This window comes from Salinicola avicenniae, assembly GCF_023736115.1.
Classification (GTDB): Bacteria; Pseudomonadota; Gammaproteobacteria; order Pseudomonadales; family Halomonadaceae; genus Salinicola; species Salinicola avicenniae.
The window spans coordinates 458,590-480,590 of record NZ_JAKQZC010000006.1 but is presented as its reverse complement, the minus strand read 5'-3'; the positions used below and the strand labels follow the sequence as shown (position 1 = coordinate 480,590).

Genomic DNA, 22,001 nt, shown 5'->3' with positions numbered 1-22,001 from the left:
TCACCGGTCAGGTGCCGGCCGCGACCGATGTCGATGGCACCATCGCGGGTTACGAGTTGGCGACGGATGTCGGTCAGGGTAACGGCAGCCTCAGCTTCAACAGCGACGGCAGCTACACCTTTACGCCGGGTACGGACTTCGACGCGCTGGCTGTGGGTGAGAGCCGCGACGTTACGTTCAGCTACACCGCGACGGATGACAACGGCGGTGTGAGTGCGCCGCAGACCGTGACGATTACCGTCACTGGCACCAACGACGCACCGGTGGTGGTCGCCGATACCCAGACCACCGACGAGAAAATCGTTCTTGCCGGCCAGGTCCCGGCCGCGACGGATGTCGATGGCACCATCGCTAGCTACGCGCTCGACACCGATGTTGGCTCGGGCAACGGTAGCCTTAGCTTTAACGCTGACGGTTCCTATAGCTTCGACCCGGGCGCTGACTTCGATGCGCTGGCTGCGGGAGAAAGCCGCGACGTCACGTTCACCTATACCGCCACCGACAACAGTGGCGGGGTGAGTGCGCCGCAGACCGTCACCATTACGGTGACCGGTACCAATGATGCGCCGGTAGCGCAGGCCGCTACGGCGACGACGGAAGAAAATACTGTCCTGACGGGGCAGGTCCCGGCCGCGACGGACGTCGATGGCACCATCGCCAGCTATGCGCTCGACACCGATGTCGGCGCGGGCAACGGCTCGCTCGCCTTCAACAGCGATGGCAGCTACACCTTCACGCCGGGAACTGACTTCGACGCGCTGGCCGCAGGCGAAAGCCGTGATGTCACGTTCAGCTACACCGCTACCGATAACGACGGCGGTGTTAGCGAACCGCAAACCGTGACGATCACGGTCACCGGTACCAACGACGCGCCGGTCGCGGTCGCCGATACCCAAAGCACTGAAGAAAACGCGGTGCTCACTGGCCAGGTCCCGGCCGCGACGGATGTCGATGGCACCATCGCTAGCTACGCGCTCGACACCGATGTCGGCACGGGCAATGGCTCGCTGACCTTCAATGCCGACGGCTCTTACACCTTCGATCCGGTTGCCGACTTCGACGCCCTAGCTGCGGGCGAAAGCCGTGATGTCACGTTCAGCTATACCGCGACGGATAACGACGGGGGCGTGAGCGCGCCGCAGACGGTTACGATTACCGTGACCGGTACCAACGACGCCCCGGTCGCCTTGGCGGATACCCAAAGCACCGACGAGAACACGGTCCTATCGGCGAATGCGGTCAAAGGTGTACTGGCCAATGACAGCGATATCGATGGGGGGGAACTCGTCGTCAGTGCTGTTAACGGATCGGATGCGAGTGTCGGTCAGGCGGTCGCCGGCTCCAATGGCGGGACGTTCACGCTCGATGCCGACGGTTCCTATCGCTTTGAGCCGGGCACGGCGTTCGATCGCCTTGCGGCAGGCCAGATCGAGACCACGTTGGTCAGCTATACCGTCAGTGACGGACAAGGCGGCACCGCGACCTCGACGCTGACGATTAATGTGACCGGTACCAATGATGCGCCGGTGGCACAGGCTGCCACGGCGACGACGGAAGAAAATACCGTCCTGATGGGACAGGTTCCCGCCGCGACAGACGTCGACGGTTTCATCGATAGCTACCAGCTGGTTCAGGGTGTTGGCAACGGCAACGGCAACGGCAACGGCAACGGCAACGGCAACGGCAACGGCAACGGCAACGGCAACGGCAACGGCAACGGCAACGGCAACGGCAACGGTAGCCTGACATTCAACACCGATGGCACTTATCGTTTCGAGCCTGGCTCGGACTTCGACTCCCTCGCTGTGGGTGAAAGCCGTGATGTCACGTTCAGCTATACCGCCACCGACAACAACGGTGTGGTGAGTGAGCCGCAGACCGTGACGATTATCGTCACCGGCACTGATGACGCGCCAATCGCGGTGGCCGATACCCAAACCACCGAAGAGAATGCCATCCTGACTGTGAACGCCACCAAAGGCGTACTGGCCAACGATAGCGATATCGATGGCGGGGCACTCGTCGTCAGTGCCGTCAATGGAGCGCATGCCAGCATCGGTCAGGCGGTTGCTGGCTCCAACGGCGGTACATTCACGCTGGATGCCGATGGTTCCTATCGTTTCGATCCGGGTACGGCATTCGACCGTCTTGCGGTAGGCGAGACCGAAACCACGCAGATTCGCTACACAGTGAGTGACGGACAGGGCGGCACCGCTACCTCGACATTGACGATCACGGTGACCGGTACCAATGATGCGCCGGTAGCGCAGGCTGCTACGGCGACGACGGAAGAAAATACCGTCTTGACGGGGCAGGTCCCGGCCGCGGCAGACATTGACGGCTCGATCGCCAGCTATGCGCTCGAGTCTGATATCGGTCGCGGCAATGGTGTTCTCACATTCAACAGCGATGGTTCCTACCTCTTCGCGCCAGGCGGCGATTTCGATGCGCTCGCCGAAGGCGAAAGCCGTGATGTGACCTTCAGCTACACCGCAATCGACAATGAGGGTGCGGTCAGCGCCCCGCAGTCCGTGACGATCACCGTCACCGGTACCAACGACGCCCCGGTCGTCAGCGGCACGCTGTCCGGAGAAGTGATCGAGGATACGCGGACGTACACCGAAGGCAGGCTGGAGATCAGTGATCCCGACTCAGGGCAGGCGAGCTTCGTGGCCGTCAATGTCGATGGTGCCTACGGCCACTTCAGCATCGATACGCAAGGCGTCTGGCGCTACTCCCTCGATAACGGGAAGGGTAATGTTCAGGCGCTGTCTGAGGGGGCGCGAGTCACCGATGCCTTCACCGTGCGAACGGCTGATGGCACGTCGCAGACGATCACCGTCGATATCGTCGGCAAGAACGATGTGGCGCATATTCAGGGCACCAACGAAGGCCGACTGAGTGAAGACGGCGCGACACGTGCCAGTGGCACCTTGAGGGTCGAGGACGTCGATAGTGGTGAGGCGCTGCTGGTCGCGCAGAGTGCCGTTAGCGGGCAATACGGTACCTTCAGCGTGACGGCCGAGGGTGAGTGGTCCTACACGCTCGATAACGCGTCCAGTCAGGTTCAAGCACTGAGCGCCAACCAGCAGGTTAGCGAGACCTTCACCGTGACCAGCGTCGATGGCACGGCCAGCAAGACGATCACGATGATGATCACCGGTGCCGACGACGTGCCGACGATCACCGGAGCGACGACGGGGCGTGTTACCGAAGATGAGGGCGCCGATGCGGCGGGCAATCTGATCTCGTCCGGTGTGTTGACCGTCATCGACGCCGATGCCGGTGAGTCCGGCTTCCAGGCTGGCACGGGGACACCGGTGAACGGGACGCTGGGGAGCCTCTCCATCGACGCCAGCGGTAGCTGGCATTACAGCGTCGCCAACAGCGCGGTTCAGTATCTCAAGGCTGGCGAGCAAAAAGTCGAGACGTTCACGGTCAGGACGGTCGACGGTACGCCCCAGACGATCGCGGTCACGATAGTCGGGACCAACGAACTGCCCGAGACGTTGAACACGGCCTCGACCGGTCGGGAAGATCCGTCGTCCTTGATAGCGGTCACACTTTCCGGCACCGATAGCGATGGTGATGTGACCAGTTTCCAGATCACTGGCGTTGGGGCCAACGGCACCTTCTACAGCGATGCCGCGGGGACGCAGGTGCTGACGACCGGTTCGATCGTGAATGCGACCAATAACGGCACAACGGTCTACTTCAAACCGGCGGGCAACTGGTCGGGTACCAGCGCACTCCAGTATGCCTCGGTGGACAGCAATGGTGATCGGGACGCCACGCCGGCTACGGCGACGGTCAACGTGACCGCCGTCGCCGATGCGCCGCTGATCAATCTGACCGGCAATGTCGCGTCCGGTACCGGCCTGTTGAAAGAGACGTTCTCGATCAGCACGCTCGGCTCCAATGGTAGCGGGGCGGCACCGGCTACCATGCAGGCGGCGATCGACAGTGCTGGCACGCCTGCCACGAGCGGCAATACCACTAACGCGGCGAACAGCAGCGTGGCCGCGGGCACGGGAACGCATATCTCTGGTCTGATGTACCTGGAGGCCGGCAAGACCTACGCCTTCAGCGGAACGGGCGATGACAGCATTCGCTTGCTGGTGGGAGGCAAGGTTGTAGGCGAGGGTACCTGGAGTACGAGCGGCGGGAACTACAGCGGTACTTATACGCCGACCGTAACCGGCTACTACACCCTGGATCTCTACCACCACAATCAGGCGGGCGCTGGCAATTATTCGCTGAACGTCGGCATCAATGGCGGCAGGCTGAAGGCACTGACCACCGCTGACTTCGTGCTCATGCAGGATGTCGGCGCGCTCGACGCGGCCGACGTCAACCATTCGGGGCTGCTTGGCACCGATGGCAAGGGCAATGGTTACTACCAGCTCTATGCCATGAACGAGGGTGACGAAAACTCGACCATTCACCTCTCGAAAGTGGCGGCGGCGCTGACCGATACCGACGGCTCGGAGAGTCTCGCCCAGGTCCGGGTCAGCAGTATTCCGGTGGGCGCGATCCTCAGCGATGGCAGCCACAGTTTTGCCGCGACCGCGGGAGCGACCAGTGCGGATATCACCGGCTGGAATCTCGATACGCTGACGGTCAAGCCGGCTACCGACTACGATGGCACCTTCAATTTGTCGGTTTCGGTGACATCGCGCGAGTCGAGCAACGGTGACACCGCCACGACGAGCGTGACGGTGCCGGTGACGGTACACAACGTCAACGATGCGCCGCTGGCGGTCGCCGATGCCGCGGCGGTCACGGCGCAGCCGGACCTGGTCTATTTCTCGACCGTGCAGGGTACGCTGGAGACCTGGAACCTGACCACTGGCAGTCAGACCAGCGTCACGATTCGGACCAGCAGCGGCTCGGTGGTCAGCGGCCTGGGAGATATCTCGAGCAGCGCGACCCCGGGCAAGCTCTACGGGGTGGCCTACTCGACCTCATCCAGTAGCACGATGCTCTACAGCATCAATGCGGCCACGGGACTGGCGACGTCACTGGGCGGGATTACGGGTGCCGCGAATCTGGTGGCGCTGACGATGATGCCGACCGGTCAGCTGCTAGCGGCCAACTACGCCGATGGCAGGCTCTTCAGCATTGACCCCTCCAGCCGCGTTGCGACTCAGGTCGGGAACACCGGATTCGCTTCCGGGGGCGATCTGAAGTATGTCGGTAACCACCTGTATGTGTCCGACCAGAATGGGCGCGTCTTCGAGATTGCACTGAACGGCGATGGCAGTCTCCATACCGGTACCAACGGCATCGTCTCGACCACGCTGGTGGCGAGCATGGGGGCGCAGGTGTATGGCCTGGCGGAGAATGCCACGGGTGATCTGCTGATCGTGACGACCGACAGCAGGGCCACGCCGATGAATGTGGAGACCGGGGCGCTGGGAACGCCGACGCCACTGACGGCGCTCAATGGCGGCACGCTCTACGGTAGCGCCAGCAACATCGACGCGGGCTCGGCTACCGCCGTCGGTAACGTGTTGGCCAACGACAAGGATCCTGACGGAGACGCGCTGGCGGTCGTCAACGTCGCCAACGGCAAGGCGCAGAGCGAGTCAGCCATTGGCAGCGGTGCGACCGTCATGATTCAAGGGGTCTACGGCATCCTGACGCTGAAGGCGGATGGCAGTTACACCTACGCGCTGGATGCCGACCGCCCCACAACGCGTGCACTGACCGGTGGCGGTAAGGCCAGCGACAATTTCGCCTACACCCTGAGCGATGGCAGGGGGGGGACTGCGACCGCATCGTTGGCGATCAGTGTCACCGGCTCGACGTTTAACAACGCCCCCACGGCCAGTGCCTTTACCGTGGGGCTGACCAACACCAGCATCAACAACGATACGGTTTACATCGACTTCGCCAGCGGTGCGAAACTCAATGACGCAGAAAGTGGCAGCGATCTCGGCATTGCCATCACCGCCTTGCCGACCAACGGTGTGCTGTTCGCCAACGGCGTCGCGATCACGGCGGCCGACGTCGCCAGTGGCCGGGTGTTCGAAGCCGATACCCTGACCTATAACCCGGCGGACCAGTCGCATACGGAGCGGTCAGGATTCTGGCCGTTCTATAGCTACACGACGGTCGAGGACAAACCGCTTGCCGACGGTTTCGGTTTCGTTGCCGTCGACGCCAGCGGGTTGCAGAGTGCCGCGCAGACGGTGACGCTGAGTCCCAACGGCAGCGGGATGTTCGTCAACGTCTCGACGGGATCGAACCTGTCGGGCACCGCCGGTGCGGATCTGGAAATCGGTACCGCCGGCGCCGATGTGCTGACAGGGGGAGACGGCAACGATAGGCTCTTCGGTGGTGCCGGCGATGATCGCCTGAGTGGCGGGAGCGGCAGCGACCGGCTCTACGGCGGTCTGGGCAACGATACGCTCGATGGTGGTGCCGGCAGCGATCGCCTGGAAGGCGGGCGCGGCAACGACATCCTCACCGGGGGGGATGGCGGCGATACCTTCAGCTGGATGCGCGGCGATCAGGGAACTGGCGCTTCGCCCGCGATCGATCGCATCAGCGATTTCACCCGGGGCACCGGCGGTGATGTCATTGACCTTTCCGACATGCTGGATATCGGTGGCAGCGGCAGCCGTTCACTGGACGCCGCGCTGGCTTCCCAGTATCTGCACTTCGTCAAGGGGGAGGCAAGCGGGGCGCCGGGGAGCGCGAGCGGCAACGGTTCGACGCTCGAGATCAGGACGGAGGGTCCCGATGGCGCGGTGACACAGAAGATCGTCTTCAGCAACGTCGATATGACGACGCTCGGCAGCTCGGACACGGAAATCATCAAGACGCTGCTCGACACTGGCAATCTCAAGACGAATCTCGACGGTTGATAAGCGCCGTCGACAGAGAGGAGTAAGTAGGTTTGGTTGACGAACCGACACCGCTACGGCCGGATCCGGTCGGCGAGAAGGAGATCGATCCGCTGCTGGGTGCGCTGGTCTTTCTCTCTCGCCATCACGGCGTTCCGCGGTCGGCCAACGTGATCAGCGATGGCCTACCGCTCGACGAGGGCAGGCTGACGCTGTCGTTGGTGCCGCGGGCCGCCCAGCGCGCGGGGCTGTCGGCCAAGCTGGTTAGCCAGCGCCCGGATCGCGTCGCGGATATTCTGCTGCCCTGCATCGTGATTCTGCAGGGGCGTCGCGCCGTGGTCATGCTCGAGCGCGATGCCGAGCGCCAGCAGGCGACGGTCTATGTGCCGGAGGCGGAGGGCACCCAGGTTGTCGACATGGAATCATTGACGGCACAGGCGACCGGCCAGGTTCTCTACGTGCGGCGCGAACACCGCTTCGACGCGCGGGCGCCGGAAACGGTCAAGCTGGCGGAAGGGCACTGGTTCTGGTCGACCCTGAAACTGTCGACGCCGATCTATCGCGATGTCCTGATTGCCTCGCTGCTGATCAATCTGTTTGCGCTGGCGGCCCCGCTGTTCACCATGAATGTCTACGACAAGGTCGTGCCGAACCTCGCCTTCGATACGCTCTGGGTGCTGGCGATCGGCATGGCGATCGTGGTCGGCTTCGATCTGCTGATGCGCCAGATCCGCTCCTGGTTCCTGGATACCGCGGGCAAGAAATCCGAAGTGCTGCTGTCGTCGAAGATCTTCCGCAAGGTGATGAATCTGCGGATGGAGGCACGGCCGGCTTCCGTGGGGGCCTTCGTCAAGCACCTGCAGGAGTTCGATTCGGTTCGTGACTTCTTCACCTCGATGACCATGACCACGCTGGTGGATCTGCCCTTCGCGATTCTGTTCCTTGGGGTGATCTGGATCGTGGGCGGCGCGCTGGTCTGGGTGCCGCTGGTCGCGCTGCTGATCCTGATCGCCTACAGCATCGCCATCCAGTGGCCGTTGAAACGCTCGATCGAACTCGGCTCGCGACTGGCGACAGAAAAGCACGCCCGCTTGGTGGAGAGTGTTGCCGGGCTCGAGAGCATCAAGCTTGCCAACGCCCAGGGCGAGACCCAGCGACGCTACGAGCGGGCCGTGGGCGAGATCGCCAAGTGGGGCGTGAAGAGTCGCAATCTGTCGACATCGGTCTCCTCGTTGACCATGTCGGTCAACCAGCTGTCGACGGTTGCGCTGGTGGTGCTCGGGGTCTACCTGATCGGCAATGCCGAACTGTCGATGGGGGGGCTGATCGCCGCCGTGATGCTGACCGGCCGCGCGCTGCAGCCACTGGCGCAGATGGCACTGCTGATTACACGGCTAGGGCAGACGCGCAGTGCCATGGCCGCGATCGAGCAGATCATGCATCTGCCGGATGAGGTCGACGAAGAGAAGAACTACGTGCATCGCGACAAGCTCAACATGCGACTCGAGTTCGACCACGTCGGTTTCCGCTACGGGGAGCAGTCGCCGGCGGTGCTGACCGACATCTCCTTCACCATCGAGCCCGGCGAACGAGTGGCGATTATCGGGCGCATGGGCGCCGGCAAGAGCACGGTCGAGCGTCTGATGAGCGGTCTCTATCGCGCAAGCGATGGCAGCGTGCGCGTGGACGGTCTCGATATCAACCAGATTCACCCCGCCGACGTGCGCCGCCATATTGGCTTCGCCGGCCAGGATAGCGCGCTCTTCTTCGGTTCGATCCGCGACAACATCATGCTCGGTCAGCCCTACGCCAGCGACGATGCGGTGCAGCGGGCAGCCGAGATTGCCGGCGTCAGCGAGTTTACACGACGCGACCCCGATGGGCTCGATCGTCAGGTGGGCGAGGGCGGGCGGCTGCTCTCCAGCGGTCAGCGCCAGGCCGTATTGCTGGCACGGGCGATACTGCCGCAACCGGCACTGCTGCTGCTCGACGAACCTGGCTCACACATGGATAACCGCGCGGAAGCGATGCTGCGACGGACCCTGCGCGACCTGCCTCGTAGCCAAACGTTGGTGTTGGTCACGCACAAGAGCTCCATGCTCGAGGTGGTCGATCGCATCATCGTCCTCGACGGCGGTCGATTGATCGCCGATGGCCCCAAGCAGAGCGTGCTCAAGGCGCTCAATGAGGGACGAGTCCAGGCGCCAAGCGAGACCACCGCGGGTAGCCAGCAGGAGGTGCGCCATGGCCAACGCGGATAACCTGCCGGGAAACATCGTCAAGTGGCCGCGGCCGACGTCGCGCGAGCTGGAGCTGGCGGACGACGCCAGCGCAGCCACGCTGCTCGCCACCCCCTGGCGCTCGCGCGTCATCATCTGGGTGGTGCTGGCCGCCTTCGTGGCCTTTCTCGTCTGGGCGGGATTGTCGCAGATCGAGGTCGTCACGCGCGGTACCGGGCAGGTTGTGCCCTCGTCGCGGCTGCAGACGATCCAGAATCTGGAAGGCGGGATCGTGCGCGAGATCTACGTCGACGAGGGGGATGTGGTCGAAGCCGGTCAGCCGCTGGTGCGGATCGATCCGACCCGTGCGACCTCCGACCTGGCCGAGCGCAACTCGACCCTGGCCGGGCTGCAGGCGTCGGTCGCGCAGTATCAGGCGGAACTGGCCTCCGTTGCGGTCAATCCGGAGGCAGAAGGCTGGCGAGATCAGGTGAGCGTCTCGACGCAGCCGATACCGCTCAGCGATGAGTTCCGCGCCGCCAATCAGGATATCCATGGCGCCGCGGTGAGCGCCTATCGTGAGCGGATCAATGGTCTACGCTCCCAGCTCGATCAAGCAGCGGCACAGATTCAGCAGCGTCAGCAGGAACTGCAGGAGCTGCGGGCGCGCGTGGATTCTCTTTCGCGCAGCTATCAGCTGTCGCGCCAGCAGTTGGGGATCACCGCACCGCTCGTGCGCGAGGGGATCGTCTCGCAGGTCGATCTGCTCGATCTGCAGCGCCAGGTCAACGACCAGCGGGGCGAGCTCGAATCCGCACAGCTCTCGATTCCCGCCAAGCAGGCGGAGCTTCAGGAGGCCGTCAGCCGTCATCGTGATGTCGCCGCCCAGTTCCGCTCGCGCAGCGCCGACGCGCTGACCGAGGCGCGCAACCGGCTTGATAGCCTTCAACAAGGGCGCGTCAGTCTGCAGGACCGCGTTGACCGCACTCTGGTGACCTCGCCGGTTCGCGGCAGCGTCCAGTCGATCAACGTTAACACCATCGGTGGCGTCATCGATCCGGGTGCCAGCCTGATGGAGATCGTGCCGATCGAGGACAAGCTGCTGGTCGAGGCGCGAATCGCGCCGCGCGATGTTGGCTTTATTCATGTTGGCCAACCGGCAACGGTCAAACTCTCGGCTTACGATTTCACTATCTATGGCGGCCTCAAGGGCGAGGTGATGCGAATCAGCCCGGACACCGAAGAGGATGAAAAAGGCAATACCTACTACGAAGTGACGGTGCGCACCGATAGCAACCATCTGGGGGAGGACGTCGATGATCTGGCGATCATTCCCGGGATGCAGGCGACGGTCGACGTGATCACCGGCGAGCAGACCATTCTGCAATATCTGCTCAAGCCGATTCTGCGCGCCAAGCAGGGAGCGTTGCGTGAGCGCTAATCGACGGTGGCGAGGGGCACGGTGGTGAGGGTCCCGGTGGCAGCGGGGCCTGGCGTGAGGGGTGCACGACAATCAGCGGTGGATAGCATTCAAGGGGTACGAGTAGCGTGATGATGAAACGATGGGTCCTGTCGGCCGGTGTCGCCATGCTGGCCGGTAGCGCGCAGGCGCAGACGTTGACCGAGGCGGTGACGCAAGCGGTGATGTCCTATCCCGCGACGCGGACCGAGCTGGCGCGCTATCGGCAGTCGCTGGACGACGCCGACGCGCAGCGTGGCGCCTACCGCCCCTCGGTGGATCTCGAGGCGCGCGTCGGTTACGGCGAAAACGAGAGCGAAATCGACGGCGTCTCGCAGTCCAGCGACCCGCATGACTATCGTCGGGCTTACGTGACGATCTCGCAGCTGATCTGGGACGGTAATACCACGCTCGAGCGCATTCGCCAGGCCGATGCGGAGAGCGACTATCAGCGCTGGCAGATAGCCGCGGCGGCAAACCAGATCGGGTTGGCAACGATCAACAGCTATCTCGATGTCCTGCGCTCTCAGCGTTTGGTGGATCTCGCCCAGCGCAACGTCGACACGCACCAGCGGATTGCTGCGGACATCCGGCGCCGCGAAGAGCTGGGCGCCGGCACGACCACCGACACCAGCCAGGTGGAAGGGCGCCTGGCACAGGCGCAATCCAGTCTGATCTCGGCGCGCAACAACCTGGATGATGCGGTTTCCTCGTTCGTTCGCTACGTTGGCGAGCGCCCGCGTGACCTGTCGCTGCCCGACCAGGCCGACATGGACAGCGTGCCGAACGAGTTCGATGCTGCCATGGCCATGGCCACGGCCGACAACCCGCTGGTTATCGCCGCGTCACGCTCGATTGCCGCCGCACAGTACGAGGTCGCTGCCGAGCGCGGCGATTTCTTGCCTAGCTTTCACGCTGAGGCGAGCCGGCAGGCCAGTCGCGATTACGACTACGAAGGCAACGATTCCGATGACTGGAATGCCGACCTGGTGATGTCCTGGAATCTCTATCGCGGCGGTATCGATACGGCCGAGTTGCGCTCGCGAGAAGATGCACTGCGTGCCGTGCGCTACGACAGCGACCGCTCGCTGCGCGAGATTCGAGACGAGCTGCGTCTGGCCTGGAACGCGCGCGACTATGTCACCAGCCAGCTGCCGTACCTGCAGCGGCACGTCGATGCCAGTCAGCAGACCCGGGTCAACTACCGCAAGCAGTTCGACATCGGCCGCCGCACGCTACTCGATATGCTGGACAGCGAAACCGAGCTGTTCAATGCCCAGCAGGCGCAGGTCGAGGCGGAATTCGCGTTGCGCCGAGCCAATTACCGGTTGTTGTCCGCCACCGGGCAGCTCCTCGACAACCTGCAGGTCGACGTCGACATGATCGGTGAGGCGGGCGACCGCTATCCGCCGCCAATTCGCGACCACGCCACGCCCCAAGGCTGACCGGAGGCCACGCCCATGAGTCTGTTTCGCCGCTCCGTCGCCATCATGGTGGGACTGTTGCTGCTCTTTTCGATCGGTATCTTCGCCATCGAGGTCCATCAGACACGTGCCTCGCTGGCGGATCGACAGCGTGCCGACGTCGACAATCTCGCCCAGGCGCTGAGCCTGTCCCTGGTGCCTTTCGTCGAGATCGGCGACTGGACCAGCGCCGAGACCCTGATGCGCGCCGTCGCTGACGGGGGCGTCGTGCGTCGGATCGAGCTCGAGGCGGTGGGACGCGACACGCCGCTGGTCGTCAGTACCGAGCGCGGCAGCGATACCCCGGCGTGGTTCCAGCATGCGATCGACCTGCCGAGCGCCAGCGGGGAGCGTGAGATCAGCGGTGGCTGGTCGGCACTCGGCAGCGTCCGCGTGGAGTCGGAAAGCGCCTACGCCTACGACCAGCTCTGGTCGCTGGCGCTGCAGCTACTGTTGTGGCTGGTCATCGGTATGCTGGTGGTCTTCGTGCTCTGCATTGTCGGCATCAAGCTGCTGCTGGGGCCGCTCAATCGGCTGGCACGGCGAATCAGCGACATGCAGATCGACGGCTTCGACGCGCCGCTGCCGGCGAGTCACGTGCGCGAGCTACGCGGCATCACCGAATCGGTCAATCGGCTTGGCGAGCGACTCAATCAGCAGTTCGACCAGCAGGCCGAGCAGGTCGTGCGTCTGCAGCGGCTGACCGAGCAGGATGCGGTGTCGCTGCTGGGCAATCGTGCTTACCTGGCGCGCGTACTCGACGAGTGGCTGGCGGCGCCGGTGGGTGGTGCCCTGGTCATCCTGCGCATCGATCACCTGCAGGAACTCTATCGTCGCGATGGCTTCGAGGCGCGTGACCACGCCATCCGCAACATCGGTACCTGCCTGACTCACATGGCACTCGAGGGGCATCCGGTGCTGGCGGCGCGGCTCTCCGCCGAGGAGTTCGCGATGATCCTGCCGGACTGCGATGACGCCGTGCGTGATGGCTGGCTGGGCGATACGCTGGATCGTCTCGATGATATCGTCGATGCCAACCCGCTCGCCGAGAATCGCGCCCGCCACACGCGAGCGGGCATCGTGCTGCGCGAGCGTGGCATGACGCGCGAGGGCGCGTTGGCCCGCGCGGATAGCGCCTTGCGTGAGGCGATCGAGCGCAACCAGCGCTGGGTGACGGTCAGCGCGGAAGACGACACGGCCGCGCGTGGCCGCCAGGAGTGGCGACTGGTGATCGATCGGGCGCTCGAGGCCGAGGACGTCACACTAGTGGCGCAACCGGTGCTGCTGGCCGGTGGCGATGAGCTCCATCGGGAGGTCTACGTGCGTCTCAACGAGGGGGAAACGCGCCATCTGGCTTATCTGTTCCTGCCTGTCGTCAATCATTTCCACCTCGGGGCCCGTCTCGATCTGACAGTGCTGGCGCAGCTCGAGAAGCAGGCCGGGTCGTATGCGGGTCGCCTGGCGATCAACCTGACCGCCGACTCTCTGGCGACGCCGATGGCGCTGCAGGCGTTGATACGGTGGCTCGAGACCCATCCGCGGCTGGCGGCCCGGCTCGATCTGGAGGTCAGCGAAGAGGTCGCCCTGGAACATCTCGACGCGGTGCAGCAGCTTTTCCGCCTGGCGCACCGCATCGGCGCGCGCGGCGGCATCGACCGTTTTGCACGCCAGCTGGCGGCCATGGGCTATCTGGCCCGCCTGCGCCCGGACTATGTCAAGATCGACCAGGGCTTCTTCGTGCGCGAGGACGTGGATCGCGAATTTCTGCGTAGCCTGTGCATGGCGGCCCATCAGGTCGAGGCGAAGGTCATCGTCACGCGCGTCGAGTCGGATGAACAGCGTCAGCGTGTCGAGGAGGTCGGTGCCGATGGCTATCAGGGCTATCTGGCGCCGATCGCATCACTGTCGTGATCGGCGCGTGATACCGGGCCGCCGCGACTGGCCATCATGAACGCGCTGCTGCGCCGACGCCGGGTCCGGCCGGGGCGCTGGCTGTCCAGTCTGGCGCTGGCCGGCCTGCTGGCGCTGGGCGGCTTTGTCGCCTCGGTCGAGGCGCTGCCGCGGCTGCCGTCGCGCCAAACGGTCGTCTCGCTCTACGGTGATCCCGGCTGGCAGCGGATTCAGCAGTGGCCGGTGCTGATTGACCGGCTGCAGGGGCGGTCCGTCGAGACCCAGCTGGCGGGGGTCAACGATTTCTTCAACCAGTTGCGCTTCGTCGACGATATCGATGTCTGGGGGATCGAGGATTACTGGGCTACCCCGTTCGAATTCCTGGGTGTCGGGGCGGGTGACTGCGAGGATTTCGCCATGGCCAAGTATCTGACACTGCGCGAGCTCGGCGTGCCCGATGACCAACTGCGCCTGCACTATGTCAAATACGTGCCCTACGACCAGTTCCACATGGTGGTGACCTGGGCGCCGACGCCGTCGACGCCGCCGGTCGTGCTCGACAACATCGTCAAGACCGTCGAACCTGCGGCGAGTCGCAACGACCTGGTGCCGGTCTACAGTTTCAATGGCAGCCATCTCTGGATCAGTAAGCTCGACGGGCAAGGCCGGGAAGTCGGCGAGTCCAGTCGGTTGAGTCTCTGGGAGAGCTGGCAACGTCGCCTGGAACGCGGGGCATTGCGCGATCCCCGGGGCTGATGGCCAGCCGCTGACGACCTGTGGGATCGCCGCCGTCGAACAGGGCGCTGGCGAAGCGTGATCGAGACGATTACCGGGAAAGATCATTGGGAAAGGCCGTTGGCGACATCGCCTGAGGAGAACCGCGTGAGCAAGAGAACGATGACAACGACAGCGGGGGCAGGGCGGTACCGGTGGGTCGGTCTGCTGTCGTTGACCAGCCTGCTGGCCGCCTGTGCGGCGCAGAGTACCGACCGCGATTTGGTGGTCGAGCGCCCGATGGTGCAGGGCGAGGTGCAAGTCAGTGCCGACAACGTATTCGAGGCGGCGGATATCGATCGTGATGATCGCCTCGACACGCGAGAGATCGAGACGCTCGGACTCGGCGGCAACTGGCACACGCTGGATGCCGACGGGAGCGGGCTCATTTCGCGTCAGGAGTTCCGCGACCAGTTCGCTTCGCGGCCGATCCAGTCGGCGCTCCATCTTCCGGGGGCAGTGGACGCCGATGCATCGCTGGTCTCCAGTGACTATCGGCTGCCGCCAGAGCCGCCGACACAGCGCTATCGTCCGGCACCGATCACCTCGCTGGCACCGACTTCCATGACGCTGCCAAGCGCGGCGCCGCTGACGATCCCGGTGCTGCTGGATGATTCCCAGGCTGCCGCCATCGATCGTGCGGCGAACGACCGAGCGCAAGAAGATGCTGCTCCGCGTGAGTCCGCCGACGAGGACGCATCGGAATAGCGTGGCGAGGCTCGTTATGGTCAATCGGTTAATCAGAGGAATCCGTCAGATGTTCTCCACGCCCCCGGTCGAGCGCGCCCCCGAGGCGCAGGCACGTGTCGACGCTGCCTGCCGTCACCTGATGCTCTATCAGTTCCCGAGCTGTCCGTTCTGCCAGCGCGTCAACGCGCAGATCGCGCGCCTGGCACTGCCCATCGAACAGCGCGATATTCAGCGTGAGCCCGAAGCGCGCCGGGAGCTGGCCGCAGGCGGTGGGCGTACCATGGTGCCTTGCCTGCGCATTGTGCATGACGACGGGCAGGTAACGTGGATGTACGAGTCGGCCGAAATCAATCGCTATCTGGCGCAACGCTTCGGTGAAGGGGCGATCTGAAACGCCGGTTGGCTGGTCTGTTGTCCGCTGCGCGGTTTTCGTAGAATGGCGTGATGCTCGTCGAGCCTTTGACCCGACGAACTTATTCACTGAGACGAACTTTTTCACCGAAACGAACTTTTTCACCGAATAGCAGGAAGATCCTCATGTCCCAAGCCAGCGCCCGTCATATCCTCGTTGACAGCGAAGCGCAGTGCCTCGCACTCAAGCAGCAGATCGAAGCCGGCAGCGATTTCGCCGAGGTTGCGCGCGAGCACTCGAAGTGCCCCTCCGGCCGTCAGGGCGGCGAGCTCGGTACCTTCGGTCGCGGCCAGATGGTCAAGGAGTTCGATGAGGTTGTCTTCAACGGCCCGCTTAACGAAGTGCAGGGTCCGGTCAAGACTCAGTTCGGATACCATCTGCTCGAAGTCACCTCGCGGACCTGAGCGGCAGGTTCGCCTCGGCAGACTTGCCGACGCGGGCTCGACAAATCGTTACGATTTTCTGTCAGTTACCCTGCGGCGCTGGACTACGCTGGAAGTGTCGCCCGAGTCGCTGCCCCGCACCGTACAGCTGCCGGCAGGGGCGGCGGCACTGGCGAGCGTGAAACGGACATTCCACGTCAGCGAGGTAACGCAAATGGCACAGAATTCGAAGGCCGACAAAGCCGAAGGCGCGACCGATAAGGCGGCCGGCAAGCTCAAGGAAGCCGCCGGTAAAGTCACCAAGGATCGCGAACTGGAAGGCAAGGGCAAGGCGCAACAGGCCAAGGGCAACGCCAAGTCCGCCGAAGGTAATTTGAAGGACAGCGTCAAGCCGCGTCACTGAACGCGCCTACGCTTCCCCCTAATGGCCCCGATCTGTGTCGGGGCCATTAGCGTTTCCCCCCTCGCGATTCACGCATCACTGGCATGCAATCTCCCCTCCCGGATGCGCTCGGCGGGTCTCTGCCGCCCCGACCGAGGTGTCGCCATCACGCGTTCTGATCGAGCTCCTCGGCGATATCGTCGATCAGGTGCGTACGCTGCAGGGCGCGGTCACCGAGTTGTTCCGCCGTCGCATGGGCCAGAAGGTGCAGCATGCTGACCAGGCTCATGGCCGAGTAGCCGTAAGGGCCGCCGGTGCTGTAGCAGGAGAGCACGCTCTCCGAAAAGCCCTGCGCCCAAGCCGTGTTGCGCACGTCCACCACCGACACGACCTGTACACGCGATAGCGTCAACTGCTCGATCACGCGCTCGAGAACCGGTGCGCGGTGCTGCGAGAGCACCAGCAGCACGACGTCGCGGGGCGATGGCATGGCCAGCTCTTCCGCCCACAGGCCGCTCTGTGCGCCCAGACAGAAGACGTCGGCGCGCATGCGACTGAGCAGCGGACGCAGATAATAGATCAGCCCCTGGTCGAGCCCCTGGCCGAGCAGCCAGACGCGAGGCGCCGTGGCGAGCTTCTCGGCGGCCTTCGTCAGTGTGTCGTTGCGCGTGACCTCGAAGGTGCGTGCCAGGCTATCGGTTTCCAGCTGCAGATGGGTCGAGACGGTTAGCCCACGTGCCGGCTCTGGCTTCTGCTCGCTCGAGGGAGCATGGCGAAAAGGCTGGGTGCGATTGCGTTCCTCTCGTGCCTGCAGGCGCACTTCGTTGAAGTCCCGGTAGCCAAGACTGCGGAACAGGCGTGCCGCAGTCGCCTTGGAGACGCCGGCCATGTCGGCCATCTCCTTGGCAGAATACGCGAGCATGTCGTCGATCCGGTCCAGCAGCAGCGTGGCCAGCTTGCGCTCGCTGGGAGAGAGCTGCTCGTAGTGTTCCTGGATAGCCAGAACCAATCTCGTTGACATTTCCGTGTCCGTCTTCAGGGCGAGGCGTGAATGCCGCCGGGCAGTTTGCTGCGTGGCTGGCCGAAGCCCGCGCCACGCGGCGATGCAGCCTAGCGTTTTTTTGCGTCGCGATCTTTTGGAAACTTGAGTTTCAGGTTGGCATTATTATGAAACTTGGGGTTCCAAATACAACCAGAGGATGCTCGAGTGCTGGCCAAACGTGTGCTTCGTGAACGGATCTGGAATCAGCTACAGGCTGTCGCGATCCCCGATTCCCGTTTCCATATGCGCTTCGCGGAGTTCATTCCCGACTTCATCGGCTCGGATGTGGCGACGCAGCGCTGTCTCGATGACGCGAGATTCGCCGGGGCTCGACACGTTTTCGTCACGCCCGACAACAGCCTGGACGGGCTGCGCCAGTCCCTGATCGAGAACGATGTCAGCGTGGTGGTTTCGACCCACGGCATGGCACGCGGCTTTTTCTGGATCAAGCCGGGCTCGGTGCCGCGATCCGAAGCCCGTTTCGCTGCCTGGCTGGATGGCCTCGAATACTTCGGGCAGCCGGTCACACTGGAGGCGTTGAGCGCGATGGGGCGTTTCGATGCCATCGTCACCGGTGCCTCCGCGGTGACCACGCACGGTGTGCGCTTTGGCCGTGGCCACGGCTTTCTCGATCTCGAGTGGCTGCTGTTCGCCGAACTCGGGATCGTTGACGACACCACGCCCATCTGGACGCTCGTGCACGACGTGCAGGTGGTCGAAGAGGGGCTGTTCCCCAGCGAGCGCGATGTCGTGCTCGATGCTATCGCTACGCCGACGCGTACGCTCGAGATCGCCCGCGAGACGCCGCGCCCCTCACGCATCGACTGGCGCCGGCTGGATCAGTCGCGCATTGACGCCATGCCGCCGCTGCGCGAATGGCAGCGGGCGCTGGGGCTCGCGTGATTCCGACCTTTCGAACGCTCTGGCGTTGATACCACGAACAAACCAGTGAGGATCCAACGATGACGCTCAGCAGACGGCGTTTTCTTCAGATGACGGGCTCCGGCGTCATGGCCGGCGCGCTGGGCTGGCCGGCTCTATCGATGGCCCAGAATGGGCAGGGCACGCCGTTCGCCATGCAGGCGTCCTGGGTCAACGATGCCGAGTTCAGTGGCTACTTCGTGGCACAACGCAACGGCTATTACGCCGACGAGGGGCTAGCGCTCGACTATCGCCCCGGCGGTCCGGACGTGATTCCCGAGGGCGCGCTGCTCTCCAATCGTGCCGCCGTCGCACTGACCACAGTCGAGAGCACGCTCAAAGCTGTCACCCAGCAAGGGGCACCGCTGGTGATCATCGGTACCCAGTACCAGAAAAGCCCGGTGGGTATCGTCAGTCTGGCCAGCAACCCGATCGAGAAGCCCGAGGATCTCGCCGGTAAGGTACTTGCGGTACCGCCAGTCAATCGTCTGGCCGTGGAGGCGATGCTGGCCGCCAATGGCATGTCCACCGACGACGTGCGCATCGTGCCCTATGCCTACGACCCTACGCCGCTGCTCAAGGGCGAGATCGATGCGTCGCTCGATTTCGTCACCAACGTGCCTTACACGATCCAGCTCCACGGCGAGGAAGCGGTCAGCTTCCTGCTCTACGATCACGGCTTCCCGGTCTTCAACGATACGCTCGTGGTCACGCGCCAGACGCTGGAGAGCCGGCGTGCGGACCTGCTGGCTTGGCTGCGTGCCAGCCGTCGTGGCTGGGAAGAGAATTTTCAGGATCCGACGCGTTATCCGCCGCTGTTCGCCGACAGCTTTTTTGCCGGCAACGGTCGCGCCATCGACAACGAGATCTTCTTCAACCAGGCGCAGCAACCGCTGATCGAGTCGCCCAACGGCATCTTCTCGATGGCCGATACCGATATCGCTCGATGCGTCGAGGCGCTCGGCCGCATCGGCATCGAGGCATCCGCCGAGCATTTCGATACGTCGCTGCTGGCGGAGCTCGAGGCGTGACATCAGCCGGTCTGCAACTCGATCGAGTCAGCCGTCGCTTCGATGTCGACGGCCGCTCGCTGCTGGCGCTCGACGCGGTCTCACTCGACGCGCCGGCGGGCAGTTTCATCGCCCTGATCGGCCCCTCGGGCTGCGGCAAGTCCACGCTGCTGCGCATGCTCGCCGGGCTCGACCAGCCCACCAGCGGCGAACTGCGTGTCGGAGGCGAGACGCCGCTGGCGCTGCAGCAGCGCGGGGCACTGGGGATCGCCTTTCAGGAAGCGTCGCTACTGCCGTGGCGCAGCGTCGAATCCAATGTGCGCTTTCCGTTCGACGTCATCGGGCGGATGACCCAGGCCGACCGTGAGCGCGTGCGGGAGATGATTGCGCTGGTCGGTCTCGAAGGCTTCGAGCAGGCGCTGCCGTCGCAGCTTTCCGGCGGCATGCGCCAGCGCGTCGCCATTGCCCGCGCGCTGGTCAGCCAGCCGCAGCTCCTGCTGCTCGACGAGCCCTTCGGTGCGCTCGACCAGATACTGCGTCGGAGCATGAACGAGGAGCTGCAGCGGCTCTGGCTGAATCGACCGGTCACTACCGTGATGGTGACCCACAGCGTCGACGAAGCGATCTTCCTTGCCGACAAGGTGGTGGTGATGAGCGGCCGGCCAGGCCGCATCGCGCGGGTGGTCGATATCCCCTTCCCGCGCGAGCGCCCGCTATCGCTGCTCGCGAGCGCCGAATGCCGCGAGCTGGAAGCCGAGCTGCTGACACTGATGTTCGAAGGCAAACCGTCCGATCAGGACGATTCGCAGGACGAATGCCGTCATGGCTGAGCTGGCGGGGCAGGCGCAGGACGCCAGGAAACCAGAGACGCGGCGTCGGCCGAAAGCGCGTTACGCAATGCCTCTCAAGATCGCGCTCGGCTGGCTGGCACTGCTGGCCCTGTGGGAGATCGCCGGGCGTCAACAGTGGGTCGCTGGCGGCGCACTGCCGAGCCCGAGCGGCATCCTCGGCCAGCTTATCGTCGATTGGCACGACTACCCCGAACATATCCGGGCGACGGTGCGGACCTCGCTGATCGGTTTTCTGCTCGGCAATCTCGTCGCCGTGCTGGTCGGGTTCCTCATGGCCAGCTGGCGTCCCGCGGGTCGCTTGCTGAGCGGGGTCAACGTCACGCTTTTCGCCATGCCGCCGATTGCCTTGACGCCGATTCTGGTCATCGCTTTCGATGGCGACGCCCCGCGGATCGCGCTGGCGGCCCTGTCGACCTATTACCCGACGATGGTCGCCACGGTTCTCGGTTTGACCCGCGTCGACGCCCGGCTGCTCGATCTGGTGCGTCTCTACGGCGGCGGGCGCTGGGCGACACTGCGCTGGATTCGCCTGCGTCATGCGCTGCCGACGCTGCTGGCCGGTCTGCGGGTCGCCGCGCCCAATGCCGTGCTGGGGTCGTTGCTGGCGGAGTTCGGCTCGGGCGCCGGCGCCGGGCTCGGCCACTATCTGATCGGTTCGCTGGGACGCGGCGATCCGGCTCGGTTGTGGGGCATCGGTCTGGTGGCGACGGCGATCAGTGCCGGTTTCTATCTGTCGATCCTGCTGCTCGCGCGCGGCTGGGTCGGTCGTCAGGCGCCTGCGCAGGAGAGCCTTGGCGGTTCGTCGAGCGGCTCGATGTCGCGCGCCGGCCGCCTGCTCTGTCTGGCGATCTCGGTCACGCTGCCGGTGCTGCTGTGGTGGGCGGCGGTATGGGGGCTGGAGCGCGTCGGGGTCTCACCGTTCGTGCTGCGCTCGCCGCCGGAGCTGGTTGTCGAGCTGTTCTCGACGATGCGTCCCGAGAGCCTGACGCGCATCGTCGGCGGCGCGCTCGCGCAGACCGTGCCCTGGTGTCTTGCCGGCATGCTCGTCGGACTCGCCTTCGCGCTGCTGCTGGCGATCGTCGGCACGCTCAGCCCGGTGCTCGGGCGGGTACTGATGCCGCTGTCGCTGCTGACGCAGTCGATGCCCCTGGTCGCGCTGACGCCGCTGATCGTGCTGATCTTCGGCCGCGATGGCGCGACCATTCTCGCGATCACCATCTCGGTCACGTTCTTCCCGGCCTACGTCACGCTGGCGCAGGGTATGGCGCTGGTGCCGGCGGCGACTCGTGACTGCGTGCGGGTGCTCGGCGGCTCGCGCTGGCGCGAGATTCGCCTGGTATCGCTGCCATGGAGTCTGCCGTATCTATGCGCGGCGGCGCGCCTGGTCGCGCCGCGCGCCTTTCTCGGCGTGATGATCGCCGAGTGGCTGGCTACCGGCACTGGCGTCGGCAACCTGCTCAACGTGGCGCGGGGATCGCTCGACTACGGCCTGGTCTGGGCCGTTGTGGTCGCTGCCGTGCTGGTATCGGTGCTGCTCTACCTGGCGGTGACGCTCATCGAGCATTGGGTCCTGAAGCGCTACGCCATGGCGTCAGCGTCGTGAGACTCGCCGTTTGGCGAAAGCGTCATAACCCGCCGTTTGACGAGGGCGCCG

General features: G+C 64.4%; 15 protein-coding genes. 14 read left to right on the top strand and 1 reads right to left on the bottom strand.

The features are described from left to right. The first annotated feature begins 11 nt into the window (after positions 1 to 11). The 10 genes from MC381_RS16825 (at position 12) to MC381_RS16770 (ending at position 16,544) form a co-directional block, all read left to right on the top strand. Positions 12 to 6,872 carry a cadherin-like domain-containing protein gene (locus tag MC381_RS16825; protein ID WP_264297455.1) on the top strand — a complete coding sequence of 2,287 codons (6,861 nt, stop codon included), beginning with the start codon at positions 12 to 14 and terminating at the stop codon, positions 6,870 to 6,872. Positions 6,873 to 6,904: 32 nt separating this feature from the next. After that, positions 6,905 to 9,112, top strand: coding sequence for a type I secretion system permease/ATPase (locus MC381_RS16810; protein WP_251978913.1), 2,208 nt, complete (start codon positions 6,905 to 6,907; stop codon positions 9,110 to 9,112). Further along, positions 9,096 to 10,511 (top strand): HlyD family type I secretion periplasmic adaptor subunit, encoded by a 1,416-nt coding sequence (locus tag MC381_RS16805; RefSeq protein ID WP_251978912.1) that lies wholly within the window; start codon positions 9,096 to 9,098, stop codon positions 10,509 to 10,511. The genes MC381_RS16810 and MC381_RS16805 overlap by 17 nt, the downstream gene beginning before the upstream one ends. Positions 10,512 to 10,621: 110 nt before the next feature. Continuing rightward, positions 10,622 to 11,974, top strand: coding sequence for a TolC family outer membrane protein (locus MC381_RS16800; RefSeq protein ID WP_251978911.1), 1,353 nt, complete (start codon positions 10,622 to 10,624; stop codon positions 11,972 to 11,974). A 15-nt stretch (positions 11,975 to 11,989) separates the two neighbouring features. Beyond that, positions 11,990 to 13,903: a bifunctional diguanylate cyclase/phosphodiesterase gene (locus MC381_RS16795; RefSeq protein ID WP_251978910.1), complete on the top strand. Its 1,914-nt coding sequence runs from the start codon at positions 11,990 to 11,992 to the stop codon at positions 13,901 to 13,903. A 36-nt stretch (positions 13,904 to 13,939) separates the two neighbouring features. After that, entirely contained in the window at positions 13,940 to 14,638 is a 699-nt protein-coding gene (locus tag MC381_RS16790) for a transglutaminase-like cysteine peptidase (RefSeq protein ID WP_251978909.1), read from the top strand. A gap of 126 nt (positions 14,639 to 14,764) precedes the next feature. Further along, entirely contained in the window at positions 14,765 to 15,364 is a 600-nt protein-coding gene (locus MC381_RS16785; RefSeq protein ID WP_251978908.1) for an EF-hand domain-containing protein, read from the top strand. A 49-nt stretch (positions 15,365 to 15,413) separates the two neighbouring features. Next, the gene (locus tag MC381_RS16780; protein WP_251978907.1) at positions 15,414 to 15,737 is read left to right on the top strand and encodes a glutaredoxin family protein; all 324 of its coding nucleotides are present in this window, start codon (positions 15,414 to 15,416) and stop codon (positions 15,735 to 15,737) included. Positions 15,738 to 15,883: 146 nt separating this feature from the next. Beyond that, positions 15,884 to 16,162 (top strand): peptidylprolyl isomerase, encoded by a 279-nt coding sequence (locus MC381_RS16775; RefSeq protein ID WP_251978906.1) that lies wholly within the window; start codon positions 15,884 to 15,886, stop codon positions 16,160 to 16,162. Positions 16,163 to 16,355: 193 nt separating this feature from the next. Continuing rightward, the gene (locus tag MC381_RS16770; RefSeq protein WP_251978905.1) at positions 16,356 to 16,544 is read left to right on the top strand and encodes a CsbD family protein; all 189 of its coding nucleotides are present in this window, start codon (positions 16,356 to 16,358) and stop codon (positions 16,542 to 16,544) included. Positions 16,545 to 16,689: 145 nt separating this feature from the next. Here MC381_RS16770 and MC381_RS16765 read toward each other — a convergent pair whose 3' ends face one another. Next, positions 16,690 to 17,544, bottom strand: coding sequence for a MurR/RpiR family transcriptional regulator (locus MC381_RS16765; protein WP_251978904.1), 855 nt, complete (start codon positions 17,542 to 17,544; stop codon positions 16,690 to 16,692). A gap of 186 nt (positions 17,545 to 17,730) precedes the next feature. On the opposite strand from MC381_RS16765, the gene MC381_RS16760 reads away from it, so the two are divergent. From MC381_RS16760 to MC381_RS16745, 4 genes are all read left to right on the top strand, one after another. Further along, positions 17,731 to 18,468, top strand: coding sequence for a 5-formyltetrahydrofolate cyclo-ligase (locus tag MC381_RS16760; RefSeq protein ID WP_251978903.1), 738 nt, complete (start codon positions 17,731 to 17,733; stop codon positions 18,466 to 18,468). Positions 18,469 to 18,527: 59 nt separating this feature from the next. Then, positions 18,528 to 19,517: an ABC transporter substrate-binding protein gene (locus MC381_RS16755; RefSeq protein ID WP_251978902.1), complete on the top strand. Its 990-nt coding sequence runs from the start codon at positions 18,528 to 18,530 to the stop codon at positions 19,515 to 19,517. Next, a complete protein-coding gene (locus tag MC381_RS16750; protein WP_251978901.1) occupies positions 19,514 to 20,326 on the top strand; it encodes an ABC transporter ATP-binding protein in 813 nt (270 codons plus the stop codon). The genes MC381_RS16755 and MC381_RS16750 overlap by 4 nt, the downstream gene beginning before the upstream one ends. Before the next feature lie 67 nt (positions 20,327 to 20,393). Further along, positions 20,394 to 21,950 (top strand): ABC transporter permease, encoded by a 1,557-nt coding sequence (locus MC381_RS16745; RefSeq protein ID WP_251978900.1) that lies wholly within the window; start codon positions 20,394 to 20,396, stop codon positions 21,948 to 21,950. The last annotated feature ends 51 nt before the right edge of the window (positions 21,951 to 22,001 follow it).